This is a genomic window from Chitinophaga sp. LS1 (assembly GCF_034274695.1).
Taxonomy (GTDB): Bacteria; Bacteroidota; Bacteroidia; order Chitinophagales; family Chitinophagaceae; genus Chitinophaga.
The window spans coordinates 6,347,411-6,361,574 of record NZ_CP128362.1 but is presented as its reverse complement, the minus strand read 5'-3'; the positions used below and the strand labels follow the sequence as shown (position 1 = coordinate 6,361,574).

Below are 14,164 nucleotides of genomic sequence, written 5' to 3'. Positions count from 1 at the left end.
AGGATCTGGAAGGGGATTTACACTTTCAACGATCCCCTAAACCCCCTTGCAGCATAATAAGATTGCGCCCCATTATGATAAACAAACACCTGATCATATCTGCGATCCCCAAAGATTGCCCCACCTAATTTTCTGATAGCAGCTGGCGTAACCAGCCAACTGGAAGTTTTCAGATCAAACGCCCCCAATTCCTGCAGCCCCCTATACTCCTCCTCAGTTAGCAACTCTATCCCTATTGCCGCCGCCATCTCAGTAGCACTATCCGCTGGCTTTGCTTCCTTTCTTTCATCCAGCGCCTGCTGATCATAACACACACTTCTGCGGCCTTTAGGGCTTTCTGGCGAACAATCTACGAAAGTATATTCCCCTGTTTTTTTATCAAATGCAATCACATCCGGCTCTCCGCCAGTTTCCTCCATAATACCGAGAACTTTTAATTTCTTTGGACTGGCAATTAGTTTTGCTTCTACCTTTGCCCATTCAATTCCTTTGTGGCGATTTGCATGTTTTTCAAAACGGGCTTTTAATATTTTCAGCAGTTCAGTACTCATACGGTTATTTCAATTTTTTTACAACTTTCTATGATTGATTGAGTGCAATGTTTAGACCTTTTTTGAAAGGGAATTTCAGCATGCCTGATATCGATACTTTTATCGTTATTTTAATTTGTTAACGACTTCCTGTAAGCGATTATGTGCCATATTTAAACCTTGTCTGAAAGGCAATTTCAGCATCTGGTCTCTCAATGCTCCCGATCTATATATAATCTGCATAGTGAGTTTGCTGTTATCTTCATCCAGGGCCTCAAATTCAAGGAATTCCAGTTGCACATCAAAAGGTGCATTCCCCATTTCGAAAGTGCGGGTGATTTTTTTATTCGGCACAAACTCGTGATAAACACCACTTGCCGTGAAGACGATTTTACCTTCCCCATCGCTGGTATCAAACTGCCAGCTACCGGATTTTTTATTTTCCAGTTTTTAACTTTTGTGTTCATCCATTGGGCTACAATATCAGCATCTTCATATGCCTTGAATAACAGTTCTACAGGCAGTTCAAACTCCCTCGTAATGGTGAGTTGCTGTTGACCTTCTTCAGCGTGGATTTTAGTCTTCAGTTCCATTTATTTCTATTTGCAGGTTTCGTAATATCATCCCTTTTATCCTCCTTTACGGAAAGTACATTAAGGAATGGGTGACCTATTTCTTCTTGTAGTTTTTCATAATATCCTCCAACTTATTGAACCTGTCATCCCATAGTTTCCGGAATGGTTCAATAAAATCAGCAATCTCTTTCATCTTATTTGGGTTCAGGTGATAGTAAATTTCCCTGCCATTTTGCTGTTGTTCAAGCAACTCACATTCAGTTAGAATAGCCAGGTGTTTTGACACGGTAGGTCGCGCAGTATTGAAGTTTGCGGCAATAGATCCGGCAGTCATCGCCTGTGACGCCACCAGCATTAGAATAGCCCTCCTGGTCGGGTCCGCAATGGCCTGAAACACGTCTCTTCTGATTATCATGGGTGAAGGTATTTGTGTACAAATATATGCGTAGTCATTTAACTACACAAATATATTTTTAATGAAAACAAATGACCCAGACCGCATCAAATACCTCTACAATAGAAGGTCTGAAAATCCCGGATTATACTCAGCCAATTCAATTGTGGTCTGATGTTTGTCGTTAAAATAGCATTATGAGAAAACCTAACTTAACCATTTCTTTTTGGGCCCTATACACGTTAGCCTTTACTGTTGTCCTACCGATGATCATTTATTATTCTTCAATTGATGGTTCTGAAGTGCCCGAAGATCCTACCAACTTCACCTACATCTCCATTGGTATTGCAATTGTAGGATGGATATTACTGCTTGCTTTTTACGGGCGATTTTACGTGAAGACTGTCTTCGCCAACAAGTCAGAAATCTTAAAGAATGCTAAAGAAGGTACTACCATCATCGCCACTGTGAAAAATAAAGTGCAGGAAGGCGTGATCAAACAAACAGCTGTGCTACAACTCCGGCTCGCATTTACAAACCTCGCTGGCACCCCTGTAGAAGCAGGTTATCAGCTGATGGACAGTAAGCCTGCTGAAAGAAGATATGAAAAAGGTAGTCAGATTGAATTGAGCGTGAATATGAAAAAAAAAGCAGGACTGGTCGTACCCAAAGGTATACAGGTAATCCGCAATGTACCGATGGTATACCTCTATACATTTATATTCCTGGTGTTGATTGGGGTAGCCGTGTATTATCCTGTGTCTGCGGACTGGCGCTATTTTGTGCTGCCACATCCATGGACGCTAATCCCCCTGATTAACCTGGGTACTGCACTCTTTATTGGATTTCTGATTGGTATGATCGGTAAAGTGTCAGGTGCTTCCAAAAACGCTGTGCGTATGGTCATGTACGGCGTGAAGGCAGAGGGTGAGATTTTGAGTTACAATCAAACAGGTTTGTATATTAATGAGCAACCACAGGTTGCATTTAATATTGAGTTTACTGATAAGCAGGGGATCCGGCATAGCGTGGTGACAAAGAAAATTGTGTCACTACTGGAAACACATAAGCTGGGCACAGGCCCTGTGGAGATTATGTACCTGCCGGAGGCACCTGAGACGGTGGTGTTCTATGAAGACCTGAGTTTATAATCAATCTGGCACTCATTTAAGTGAGACAGAACAGGAAAAATTATTTAAAAATAACCTTCGGCCCAAACCGAAGGTTATTGACTACGACCGGGTTTTCCTCCATTGTCGGAAAGCCCACACGCCTAATGGTATCAGGGAAAGCAGAACAGTTAATAATTTCCAGTTTACGCTGTCATTGTTATCATTGGTGTTGGATACCATCTGGTATTTCCCCTCCCAATTCACAAACTCTTTCAGCATTCTTTTATCCCCTTCCGTCAGGTTCTTTTTACTTTTCAGATAGCTGTAATTCTCCCGCAGCATCGAATCAATCCCTTTGATATTCTCATCTACAACACCACTATCAATCTTCATGTTCATATGAACCGGTCTTACCTTGTTATTCGTAAAATCAGAATAGATCGTCACCAGAGAATCCGATATATAAAACTGCTTCTGCTCGCCTTCCTGCAAATATCCCTTGTAGGGATGATTAGATGTAGAATCAAAAATACTGAATGAAACACTTGCATTCATCCTGTTCAGATTCATCGAGAAATTATCAAAAGCAATGAATGAGTTATCCGGTAATTTTAAACTCATATGTTTACGGTGCTTAATAGTCGAATCCATGGCGAACGGTATAGCGGCGATGCCTCTATCAGGGACGAGCTTCTCTGCTGTATAAGCTTCCACCGTCCGGTCCAGTAGTTTCTTGTAGGGTATCCACACAAATCCTTTATTCCCCCAGTCTGCTCCCCATGAGTTCATTAGTTTGAAATACTGTTGATCGTACCCTACCACCAGCATGGCGTGGTACTCCCATTTATCCCGCTGTGCCGGGTTCCAGATAAACTTTCGGGTGGTATCCGCATTTTTCCCATCATCATACAAACTTTCCGAAGTATAGACCCCGATAATCACCGGGTACCCACTTTGCACCTGCACTTTAAAATCATATTCCGATTTTGTGATCCGCTGAAAGCGGTACCCTTTATGTTTGCTTGCACCATCAATGCTGGCCGTCGTTACACCGCCCTTGCACCCATCCTGCACCGAATGATAGGGAAAATCGGCCCATTGACAATTACCTTTGTTCATAATGATGTGAAACGCATCTTTGAACAAAATACCCCGCTGACAATCAGTGGGAATGACCTGCTGCTTCAGGTAATTGTAAATGAACGCAGGACTATACACTTTTCTTGGATCAGGGATACCCTGAGAGATGCCATAATCCTGCAACCCTGCATGCGCTCTTTCATAGTAGCTGAACAGGTTATACCCCAATGCCCACGACACACAGGATCCCTGTTTTCCCTGATCACCAGCGGGAGGCAGCACTGGTTCCATATCCACTGCCAGCCGGAGTTCCACCTTGCGTCCGGAAGAGGCAGCAAGCGGAAACTCTTTGAGTGAATCCGGTTCGGGTAGTAGTAGTCCTCCTGGTACATCAGGTGGCGTGCAGGCCGTCATGCAAATTGACAGTATGAGTGCAATGATCAACTTTTTCATCTTGCTGCGTTTCTGCTTCTTGCAGCTGCTCCTGGTGCGAGGCTGAGATTAGAAAGATTAAGTGTTTTCCTGAACCCAAGTGTGAGAATACGATCGTTAGGAAATCCCTTGAAATCATTTCTGTTTGTCAGGCATCTCCATTCCAGGAATAATACATTGCTTTTATCATTACCGTCCACATCTGTATTGGCTTCATGCGAAGTATTGAAATAGGTTTCGAATACCACCGTCACATAAGAAATCCGGCTCTTCTCTGTATTGAATACCTTTTTAAAACTCTCTTCTGATTCCGATGTCAGGTTATGCCATGCCCAGGTATGTTGTATCCCTATCTGAAAATGATCATCATACCGGAAGCCCATACCACAGCGAACGTTATACTGTGCGATAATCCGGCCTGAGTCCTGGAAATTAGTGTTCAGTTTTAATGCGAAATTCACGGGATAGAGAATAAAATGCCCGTTACCATTTTCATTGAACGTAAAAAAGTTGTTGATGTTGATACCCGCAATGCCAGGCAGCATGAGGGCAGGGAGATAGTTGGCCGAATCCTTCACGTCTATTTGTCCGGCTGAATAAGGATTAATGGCTAGTTCCCATTTAGCCCGGCCCCAGAATGCTTTTCCGATTGTCTTGATCCATCCGTAGTTGATAACGGGTGTAAGATTGGAGAGGTTGTTTTTTCCACTGGAAAAGTTGTAGCTCAGTAAAGGGGTGAGTACGCTTTTGGTATCGTCGTCATCGTCTGATACTGCTACAGCTGCTGGTGCAGAAGGGGTGTAAACCGCCGCTGGAACAGTATCGGTTGGGGTAGTGGGAAGAGTATCCCTTAAGGAATGAAAGGCCGGTATTGCCGAAATGCTGTTGCAAAGAGCGAAGGAGACCAGTGCTGTGAATAGAGATTTTACAAACATGATCATAAGTTTAGTAAAGAATAAAACATTGCTTTACCAAAACTAACCCGGAGGCATGTCTGTAACAATGGGATTAAAGACGAAAATGAGGAGGGTGTTTTTCCCGTAATAAGGCTATAACTGCACGATATTATTTCTAATAGCAAACATTACCAGACCCACCCGGGTATTCAGGTTGAGCTTTTTGCACAGGGCTTCCCGGTAACCGTCTACCGTACGCTCGCTCACGAACATTTCGGCCGCAATCTGTTGATAGGTTTTCTCACTACAAGCTAAACGGAGAAACTGCAGTTCACGATCTGTCAATTTCGCGAATGCCTTCAGGTCACTTTTATCATCTGCCAATGAATGGATGCTGTTCATCACTTTGCGTGTGATCAGTTCATTATAGAAATAACCCTGTCGTATTACTTCGTCAAATGCCAGTTTCAGTTCTGCAGGATCTGCATCTTTCAGCACATAGCCTTTCGCGCCGTGCTTGATCATTTTTATGATGGCCGTGTCAGCGTCCATTGTACTTAGGGCCAGCACTTTGATGTCGGGGTAATTATCCCGAAGCCATCCGGCTGTTTCATACCCATCCATATTGGGCATTACAATGTCAAGTAATACGATATGAGGTAGGTGCTCCTCCTGAAGCTGTCGCTGCAGGTCTTTCCCATCAGCTGCGTCCAGCATCACTTCGTAACCGGGAAACATATTTATCAATACGGACAATGCTTTTCGTATCATCACCTGGTCGTCTACAATAGCGATCTTTTTCATTTATTGATAGGGCGTTTTAATCTTCATGAGTTATTGAAATGGTGTTTTGATCTGAATAATGGTACCTTTTCCGGGTTGACTCACAATGTGTGCGTCACCTCCAATCAGTGTCGCGCGACTAAACATGTTATGCAATCCAAGTCCCTGGTTTTGCTGTAATGTCGCTTCTTTATCGAACCCTTCGCCATTATCTTCAATCTCTACCAAAAATAAAGTACCCGTATAATCCAACCGGATATGGACGGTTGAAGCCTTCGCATGTTTAATAGCATTCTGGATACCTTCCTGCACCATGCGATAAAGTACCAGCTTTCGCTGATTATCGATTTCCCGTTCTGTGCCATGGATAGAAAGCTCAAGACGTGTAAATCCCGTACGATTGATATGTTGCACCTGACTGGCGATCGTTTCACCAAGGCTGTTATTCTGTATATAATAACTATTAAGGCTTTTGGCAATATTTCGCAAATCAGTCATCGCTCTGCCAAGATTATCTCTCAGTTCAATGATCATAGGGCCATTCTTAGCTTCCTGCTGGTCCATAATATTGACTTGTATCCGGGCAAGGCTCAGGAATTGCCCTACATTATCATGTATCTCCTGACTGATGGCAGTGAATGTTTCTTCCTGGATTTCCAGCCGTGTAGTCAGGATCTCCTGTCTGAAATTTTGTTCCATTTTCTCTATCTGGTTTTTCATCTCAAACTGCCGAAGGTTATCTTCCCGCTTTTCCCGCTGGAATCGTTTCGCAACAAGAATCGCCAGGAGAAAACCTTCCAGGAAAATGGCCGTAGAAACATAACTTACCGGGAATATATGTTGGGGTACCCCGGTCTGTATATACACAGCTTCCACGAGAATGAGTATAAACCACAAAGCATAGAACCCTGAAAAGTAGTATCCCAGCCGGTTCCCGGATCGTCCCTCTTTCAACCCAACCACACTCGCGATCACAAATACGTACAATGCAAAAACCTGATTCGCCAGCAAAACCGGCAGCAGAGGCAGGAAGGAGAGTACCACCAGATAAATCAGGAAGAATGCCGCACTGTACAATGCTACCCCATAAAGGTCCGGATGCCTGTTACGCAGCTCAAAGAAAGAGATGCAAAAGAGCAAAAGTGCGATCATGTCCAGTACCGGTACGATACTGTACCAGAACATCATCGGAATCCGGGGAAAGAAGTAGATGGCGTAACCCTCCATGACCGTTGCAGAGGTCATCAGGTAAAAGAAGATGAGAATAGAATAATACAGGAAATAGTTTTTCTTCAGGGCGGCGAACAGGAAGAGGTTCACGATCACTGCTAATAGCAGGATGCCTGCATAGATCCCATAATCCATTTTTTGCCGTGCAGCTTGCAGCTCCCATTGTTTAAGGGTAATGAGTTGCACCGGTATAGCATGGATCAATGGGCGCATGCGGATATATACCGGGCCATCCGAACGGGGAAAGGGAATGACCTGGTTATGGTCCAGTACAGGCTTTGCCGTAAACGGAACTTCGTATCCACTCCTGATCGACTGCCAATGCCCCTCTGCGTCGGTATAATATAATGTAAGGTCGGATATGAACGCCTGTTCAAAGGATAATAACAGACTATCAGCTGTATTGTTCCGTACAAACAGGCGAAGCCATATCACTTTATCCGTAAAACCGAAATGAAGCACTGGTTGTCCCGTAGGGTGCCAAACTGAAGTAATCACATCTTCTATCCGCAACTTACCCGTACTATCCTCCATAAATTGCATCGCCGGGGCAACGGACAATGTCTCGTCGCCCCGCGACCATTGCACGGTTTGTCCGCCAGCGGGTAAGCACCAATGGATGCAGCTTATCAGTATAAGCAGGTATTTCATTCGTTATCCCCCATTGTGAACGGCAATTTTATATTCATTACAAAAGACATCGTAATCACCCATATAAAGCAGTAAATACCGAACGGCACATACCCCAGGTAGCCTAACAAAGGCATATTGAAAATATGGAAGAAATTCACAAAAGGAATACAGTAATCCCAGTAACCCGGGTTAAAAGAACCGCCATGGAACCGTACGGCTATGGCCTGGAAATAACTCAGTCTGTTCCAGCATTCCACACAAAGTCCCTGTATGACCCATACGGTAGAAAAAACAATCAGCGGATTCCAGTCACCCTGTTCCCGGATAGCGCGGAAAGGCGTCCATTTTCCCAGCATGCCCAGTACAATAATCAGGATGGTGAGTGGCCCCAGCCAGAAGGCGTAGAACAGACTATCCGGTGCGAATACCATACTGAAAAGCAACCCGGCTGCTACAATCAGAATAATGATACGCGCAGTCAGCGACCATTTCACCTTTCGGCCCTGCCGGTAACCGGCGTTGATGCGCGGGAAGGTCAGCAGCAGGTGGTACCACTCAAATGCCATGGGAATAAATGCTGAGGAACCTATAATGGCGTAGAGCAGGAATTCATCCCGTGGCACTATCTCCGCATGCGGATAGAACCAGTTGATGTTGATGAAAAAATTGAAATACTCGAAGATGAGCCATCCTGAAATGGAGAGCATCCCCATGGCAAAAAGTTCTGCCATTCCATTTTTCATCAAGGATTTACCCCCATTGCGGGCGTAGACCATGCCATCCAGCATAAAGATGAAGCCCCACCATAGGGGCAATAATGCCCAGTTCAACAGCCATTTAGGTCCGCTGAGTTTTGCGGCGAATATGACTATGATCGCACCCCACAAAATCAGTCCCAGCCAGAACCACCATGGTAAGCGTGTTTTTGGGGGGCGTGGCGGTGGTGTGGTAGCAGGTCGTATCCCATAAATACGTGGGAAGAAGACGAGTAACAGGTAAGCGATGAACAATAAGGAGGTAATGACAATCACCAGGTAATTCTTATCTGGTTTTACCGTGGCTACCTTTGCAGGAAAATAAAAGAAATCCGGTGGGAGTTCTCCTCCTTCGCGGAGTAGCAGGGCTACATAAGGGGTGTAGAAAATGATGACCAGGGTCAATAATAGGTACCCGACTTTGCGACTATGACTCATAGATTCAGTAGTTATTGAGGTTATGCTTGCAAGCTACACATTACACTGTTGCGCGAAAAGGTGAAAAAAGACATGGGGGAGGGGTATTTTCCCCGGGTTGAATTTTGTGTTCGAAATGCTACAGGTTGATCGTCCCGGGACTAAGCATTTATTTACAGTGCGCTTTATATCAAACCTGAAGAGTTGGGAGATTTTTCATGCTGGGGCGTCTCATATCCATATCCTTTTTCATTATCGACCCATACTCTCTCCTGGGTCGGATAAGGAATTCCTTTGACTTCCTCAGCTATCTGTAGTTTAAATTGTTCATCAGTGCCCCGGTAGCCGTCTTGGATTAGCTTTGTCCAGCTATACACGTCCAGCTTCTCTTTTTCATGCCATTCAGGAAAGCGCCTGACAGAATCTTTATAGAGCTCCCACAGGTTTTGCTGGAATTGCTCTTCTGCTTTCTTTTTTTTTGCTTCTTCCTGTTCAGCCTTGGGACGTTCTTGTACATATTGCTGTAACGCGTTATAGTTTACATTGAAATACTGATGACAAATCCAGTTAGCCCAGGTCCATTTATCCTGTAGCTCCCATGCAGGGCTTTTGCCTCTTGATTCCATGCTGCTTTTCAGGGGGACACAATCATCTGTGTAGAAGAAGTGGTCGCCTTCGCGATTGGTAAAGTGAAATTCGTCGTATAGCATCCATTTCTGTACGGGACGGTTACCATTGGCAGGCAATTGAAAGCTATGGCTCCATTTTTCCTGGTTAATAGGGAAGATGGTGAGGTGCCAATCAGGATAGCCCAGCTGTTGCAGGCCCTGTACCATCATCCACCTGGACTTAGCGGAGGCGCTGACCACGGCTTCAGGGCTTACTGCATATGTAAGGCTTTTTGTGAGCTGTACTACAGGCTTATTTACCGTTGCAGCAGGCCGGGAAATACCTGCAGAAGAGGTATTATTGGCCGAAGCTCTGTTAGCAGGCTGCGTTGTGCGAAGAGAGGTAACGTGCATGGCATTTTAAGAGTTGTTAAATTGAATATACGGTAAATATCTTAGTGTTTTTTGTACTGGGTGTATACCTCTAATGTTTTCTATTAATCGACCTGAAGACTTATAAGCTGACCCATCAGGATATCGGTTAGATGGATATTATGTATTTATGAAGTGTAGATTTGAAGAAAGGTCCTCATGATAGTTCTGATATTGGTTTGAGCATTGTCATAATTTTGCTGAAATTTTATTTATTTTTTAATTTAGACTATTTAGTCTAAATTTGAATCATCAAAAATAAACGATGAACATAAAAGGGAAAGCGGAAAGAACTAAGCAGTTTATCATAGAACAATCGGCACCCATATTCAATTCGAAAGGGATAGCGGGGACGACTATAGATGATATACTGGCGGCCACAAAGATGGCCAAAGGAGGCATATATGGGAATTTTGAAAACAAAGAGGCAATTTCTATCGCTACTGTAGATTTCATTTTCAGTAAAGTCTCGGCTAAAACTTATTCCGTTATATCAAAAGAAAAAACAGCGGTTAAAAAGCTGTTTGCGTTCTTAGATCTTCGTGAAAATCCGTTGGTTCCTTTTATAGAAGGCGGATGCCCCATTTTAAATTTCGGTGTAGACTCGGATAACACAAATCCAACAGTCAAAAAAAAGGTAAAGGCAATGATCGAAGGCTCTTTGACACTTTTTATTGATATTTTAAAAAAAGGTATAGCAAACGGAGAATTATCAGATAAACTGAAGCCCGAAGAGTATTGTTTAAAAGTACTGGTAATGCTGGAAGGGGCAACTTTGGTTTCGAGAGTAACCGATAGTGTTAAGCCGATGCGCACAGTCATAAAGATGCTTAAATCTGAGTTAAAATCTTTTGAGATCAAGCAAGCTTAAATGAACTATATGGTTTAAATGATGAAATCATGCAAACCATTTTTTTTAATTAAAATTAGACCAAAAAGTCTTTTAATAAAAGCCATATATGAAACTATGAAACGCAGAAACTTTGTAATAAACACAGCGCTTACTGCCTTAGGAGCGGTTTTGATCCGCCCTTTGGAGGGCTTGGCAGGAAAAAGACCAAATCCAATAAAAATAAATTCTATGAAAACACAAGATCAATTAAAGGACATGGAACTACCGGCAGGCATACGCGAGCGGTATGTTCCCGGAGTCAACGGCCTGACAGTGCATGTACTGGAAGCCGGTTTTGAGACACCAAAGCGCCCTGCTCTACTACTGCTGCACGGATTTCCGGAACTTGCCTACAGTTGGCGGAAAGTGATGCTGCCATTGGCAGCTGCGGGTTACCATGTGATCGCCCCTGATCTGCGTGGATATGGCCGCACAACGGGATCTGACAATAGTTTTGATGGAAATTATGCCTCTTTCAGGACCCATGAACTTTCCCGTGATGCCCTCGGTCTGATGATGGCTATGGGGCACAATTCTGTTTCCGCTATAGTGGGACACGATGTGGGTTCGACAGTGGCAGCGTATTGCGCTCTTGTCAGACCTGATTTTTTCCGGTCAGTTGTTATTTTAAGTTGTCCCTTCGGTGGAGTGCCACCTTTACCTTTTGGTGTTGAAGGACAAGCTTCACCGAATCTACAACCATTGGCACCTGCTAAAGATCCCCTTGCATCACTGCCAAGACCCCGTAAGGACAGTACCACCTATTTCTCATCACGCAGCGCCAATGATGATATGCTGAATAGCAAACATGGCCTGCGTGATTTTCAGCGGGCTTACTTTCACGTAAAGAGTGCAGACTGGAGTCAGAATAAACCATTTGCCCTTACCTCGGGCACGGCAGAAGAATTCGCCAGGCAGCCTACTTATTATGTGCTGGATCTGGATAAAACAATGCCGGAGTCAGTTGCTCCCTACATGCCGTCACAGAATGAAATAGACGCTTGTAAATGGCTTCCGGATAATGAAATAGATTTCTATACCCAGGAGTTTAAACGTACCGGTTTCCAGGGCGGATTAAACTGGTACCGTTGTACCACGAGCGGATTAAATAGGTCTGACCTCGAACTTTTTTCGGGTCACACCATAGATGTACCCTCCTGCTTTATTTCAGGGGTCGCTGACTGGGCAACATTTCGTCCGCCAGGCGCATTAGAACAGATGCAGCGCAAGGCCTGTACAAAAATGCAAAGCTTTCACATCATTGCAGGTGCGGGTCACTGGTTGCAACAGGAACAACCTGAACAACTCACCGAATTGATTGTCGATTTTTTGCAGCACGCAAAATAGACGACATCTGATAATAGTATAAATAAGTGGAGCTTACCCAAACGCCTTCAACTCATTCAAAATAAAGAATGGAACCATGTTCAGCTGGTAGTTTCCGGTTGGAAAATGAGTGTATGTAAATGATATGACTGAACCGGTTTTGGAAATACCAGGATTGGAAAGTAATACTGTAAACCTGATGGCATCAATAAATACAGCGGCAAAGATAAAGCCTATAAATATCTATTCCGGAATGCCGGGAAGTGTATACTTATTAGCTTATATGCCTCATTACAAAAATAACTGTTGCCAATGATCATGAAAAATAATGGAATATTGTTCTAATATTATTCTCAGTTAACACTCCAATGAGACTCGAACCTCGCTAAAGGGTGATAATAAATAATGTGGATGAAAGCTCCAAAAATCAGAAAGCTCCAAGTTCTTGAACTTGAAGCTTTCTGATTTTGGTGATCTCAGGTACCGGAAACGTGAACCAGATTGTTGATCAATTAGCGTCAATAGTCCTAATTCGATATTAATGAGTTAAATTAATATGGTAAAAGTTCGATGCGCTTCCCTTGGTATATATAAGTACGTCTATTAAAATTTACAGTTTGGAAACACTCCTAATTGCCACCTACTATGTTGTTTAATGATCTTTCATAAACAGCTGGGAGTTGATAATTAAATAGTTCCGAAAAAGATAATTAGCAAAAGCATAAAAAGCTACTTTTACAGATCCCTTTACCTAAAATACTTTTGCGTGCTATATGGAATATTTCCTTCCGATCCTGTTTACTATAATTTCCGTGCTGTTAGTAATAAGACCTGTAACAATATTATGTCATGAACTGGGGCATGCTATCCCTGCAATGCTGCTAACCAGAAAGGCAGTAACGATTTATCTGGGATCTTATGGCGATGCAGATCAATGTTTCAAACTAACGATGGGTAAATTTACCTTCTTTGTTCGTTATAATCCGTTTAAGTGGAGAGGAGGATTATGTATTCCATCAGCATCAGAGATCCCCAGAATTCAGCAGATCATTTACACATTGGCCGGACCACTTGCGTCTTTTATTATCGGCGGGGTTGCTGTTTATTTCACATTTGATGATAATATAGAGGGCTTTTTCAAATTATTTTTTATTTTGTTCATGTCATCCGCATTATTGGATGCTTATGTAAATTTATACCCAAACCCCATTCCTATAAGACTTGCGAATGGTCACATCACATTCAATGATGGTTACCTTTTGAAAATGCTTATTTCCCATAATTGGGTGAAGATTTCGACCGGAACAAAATTATATCATAAGAAAAGATATGCAGAGGCAGCTATTTTGCTTGAGGAAGGACTTTCATCAAGCAAAAGTGAGTACATGTATCGTTTAGCCATCAGTGCATATATACAAAGCCAAAACTATCTGAAAGCTAAAGAATTGTCTGATGAATTTGTTCAGAAATGGCAACTGAAATCAGCTGATTTATCGAATATGGCACTGGCTTATTCAATGCTGGGCTTTCGCGATAAAGCGATTGAACTATACGACCAATCTCTCGAATTGGATCCTGCAAATAAGTATTCGCTGAATAATAAAGGGTTAACACTTGTTGCACTCAAACGGTTCGAAGAGGGACTTGTACTTTTCGATAAGGCAATCGCGGTGGATAGTAATTTTACATATTCCTTCAATTACAGAGGGCTTACTAAAATCGAACTGGGATTCAATGAAGAAGGTCTGCTGGATATCAAGCATGCCTTATCGCTTGATCCTGATAATTCCGATACGTTCTCAGCGCTAGGTGTATATTATAACAAAATGGGGCAATATCATGACGCCCTAAAACAGTTTATTAAAGCGAAAGAGCTAAACCCTGGCACACAAATGATAGATGAACTCATTAAAGAAGCTGAAAACCAATGCGGGTTGAAGTGATTTAGATTCAACGGAAATATTTATAAATAGCGATGTGATTTAATTAAGTTACATACCATCGCTATTACAATTCATCTATTATTAATTAGAGTTCATTTCATAAATAGTAAGTATGGATAAAATATT

The 14,164-nt window shown here is 42.9% G+C and carries 13 protein-coding genes; 4 read left to right on the top strand and 9 right to left on the bottom strand.

Annotated features, from left to right (window positions below; translation table 11 throughout):
• Positions 1 to 17 precede the first annotated feature (17 nt).
• From QQL36_RS26110 to QQL36_RS26100, 3 genes are all read right to left on the bottom strand, one after another.
• Positions 18 to 551, bottom strand: coding sequence for a DUF4256 domain-containing protein (locus tag QQL36_RS26110; RefSeq protein ID WP_321567281.1), 534 nt, complete (start codon positions 549 to 551; stop codon positions 18 to 20).
• A gap of 105 nt (positions 552 to 656) precedes the next feature.
• Positions 657 to 920 carry an SRPBCC family protein gene (locus QQL36_RS26105; protein WP_321570560.1) on the bottom strand — a complete coding sequence of 88 codons (264 nt, stop codon included), beginning with the start codon at positions 918 to 920 and terminating at the stop codon, positions 657 to 659.
• Between the two features lie 279 nt (positions 921 to 1,199).
• Positions 1,200 to 1,520, bottom strand: a complete 321-nt coding sequence (locus tag QQL36_RS26100) for an ArsR/SmtB family transcription factor (RefSeq protein WP_083724952.1) — start codon at positions 1,518 to 1,520, stop codon at positions 1,200 to 1,202.
• Between the two features lie 245 nt (positions 1,521 to 1,765).
• On the opposite strand from QQL36_RS26100, the gene QQL36_RS26095 reads away from it, so the two are divergent.
• A complete protein-coding gene (locus tag QQL36_RS26095) occupies positions 1,766 to 2,650 on the top strand; it encodes a hypothetical protein (protein WP_321567280.1) in 885 nt (294 codons plus the stop codon).
• Between the two features lie 81 nt (positions 2,651 to 2,731).
• On the opposite strand, the gene QQL36_RS26090 is transcribed toward QQL36_RS26095, so the two are convergent.
• The 6 genes from QQL36_RS26090 to QQL36_RS26065 all read right to left on the bottom strand — a co-directional run bounded on the left by QQL36_RS26090 (position 2,732) and on the right by QQL36_RS26065 (position 9,859).
• A complete protein-coding gene (locus tag QQL36_RS26090) occupies positions 2,732 to 4,144 on the bottom strand; it encodes a C1 family peptidase (RefSeq protein WP_321567279.1) in 1,413 nt (470 codons plus the stop codon).
• Positions 4,141 to 5,058, bottom strand: a complete 918-nt coding sequence (locus tag QQL36_RS26085) for a hypothetical protein (protein ID WP_321567278.1) — start codon at positions 5,056 to 5,058, stop codon at positions 4,141 to 4,143. Before QQL36_RS26085 ends, QQL36_RS26090 begins: the two co-directional genes overlap by 4 nt.
• A 114-nt stretch (positions 5,059 to 5,172) precedes the next feature.
• On the bottom strand, positions 5,173 to 5,823 hold the full coding sequence (locus QQL36_RS26080; protein WP_321567277.1) for a response regulator transcription factor: 651 nt from the start codon (positions 5,821 to 5,823) through the stop codon (positions 5,173 to 5,175).
• A 30-nt stretch (positions 5,824 to 5,853) separates the two neighbouring features.
• A complete protein-coding gene (locus tag QQL36_RS26075) occupies positions 5,854 to 7,683 on the bottom strand; it encodes a 7TM-DISM domain-containing protein (protein WP_321567276.1) in 1,830 nt (609 codons plus the stop codon).
• Positions 7,680 to 8,858 (bottom strand): hypothetical protein, encoded by a 1,179-nt coding sequence (locus tag QQL36_RS26070; protein ID WP_321567275.1) that lies wholly within the window; start codon positions 8,856 to 8,858, stop codon positions 7,680 to 7,682. Before QQL36_RS26070 ends, QQL36_RS26075 begins: the two co-directional genes overlap by 4 nt.
• A gap of 164 nt (positions 8,859 to 9,022) precedes the next feature.
• Positions 9,023 to 9,859, bottom strand: a complete 837-nt coding sequence (locus QQL36_RS26065; protein ID WP_321567274.1) for a hypothetical protein — start codon at positions 9,857 to 9,859, stop codon at positions 9,023 to 9,025.
• Between the two features lie 283 nt (positions 9,860 to 10,142).
• Between QQL36_RS26065 and QQL36_RS26060 the strand changes: the two genes are divergently transcribed.
• From QQL36_RS26060 to QQL36_RS26050, 3 genes are all read left to right on the top strand, one after another.
• Entirely contained in the window at positions 10,143 to 10,748 is a 606-nt protein-coding gene (locus tag QQL36_RS26060) for a TetR/AcrR family transcriptional regulator (protein WP_321567273.1), read from the top strand.
• A gap of 210 nt (positions 10,749 to 10,958) precedes the next feature.
• Positions 10,959 to 12,116 (top strand): alpha/beta hydrolase, encoded by a 1,158-nt coding sequence (locus QQL36_RS26055; protein WP_321567272.1) that lies wholly within the window; start codon positions 10,959 to 10,961, stop codon positions 12,114 to 12,116.
• Positions 12,117 to 12,868: 752 nt separating this feature from the next.
• Complete coding sequence (locus QQL36_RS26050; RefSeq protein WP_321567271.1) at positions 12,869 to 14,038, top strand: M50 family metallopeptidase; 1,170 nt, start codon at positions 12,869 to 12,871, stop codon at positions 14,036 to 14,038.
• The last annotated feature ends 126 nt before the right edge of the window (positions 14,039 to 14,164 follow it).

Bases quoted from the DNA above. Each gene is read 5' to 3' on its own strand.
- QQL36_RS26110 (WP_321567281.1), bottom strand. From the start codon at position 551: ATGAGTACTGAACTGCTGAAAATATTAAAAGCCCGTTTTGAAAAACAT.
- QQL36_RS26100 (WP_083724952.1), bottom strand. From the start codon at position 1,520: ATGATAATCAGAAGAGACGTGTTTCAGGCCATTGCGGACCCGACCAGG.
- QQL36_RS26095 (WP_321567280.1), top strand. From the start codon at position 1,766: ATGATCATTTATTATTCTTCAATTGATGGTTCTGAAGTGCCCGAAGAT.
- QQL36_RS26090 (WP_321567279.1), bottom strand. From the start codon at position 4,144: ATGAAAAAGTTGATCATTGCACTCATACTGTCAATTTGCATGACGGCC.
- QQL36_RS26085 (WP_321567278.1), bottom strand. From the start codon at position 5,058: ATGTTTGTAAAATCTCTATTCACAGCACTGGTCTCCTTCGCTCTTTGC.
- QQL36_RS26080 (WP_321567277.1), bottom strand. From the start codon at position 5,823: ATGAAAAAGATCGCTATTGTAGACGACCAGGTGATGATACGAAAAGCA.
- QQL36_RS26075 (WP_321567276.1), bottom strand. From the start codon at position 7,683: ATGAAATACCTGCTTATACTGATAAGCTGCATCCATTGGTGCTTACCC.
- QQL36_RS26070 (WP_321567275.1), bottom strand. From the start codon at position 8,858: ATGAGTCATAGTCGCAAAGTCGGGTACCTATTATTGACCCTGGTCATC.
- QQL36_RS26065 (WP_321567274.1), bottom strand. From the start codon at position 9,859: ATGCACGTTACCTCTCTTCGCACAACGCAGCCTGCTAACAGAGCTTCG.
- QQL36_RS26060 (WP_321567273.1), top strand. From the start codon at position 10,143: ATGAACATAAAAGGGAAAGCGGAAAGAACTAAGCAGTTTATCATAGAA.
- QQL36_RS26055 (WP_321567272.1), top strand. From the start codon at position 10,959: ATGAAAACACAAGATCAATTAAAGGACATGGAACTACCGGCAGGCATA.
- QQL36_RS26050 (WP_321567271.1), top strand. From the start codon at position 12,869: ATGGAATATTTCCTTCCGATCCTGTTTACTATAATTTCCGTGCTGTTA.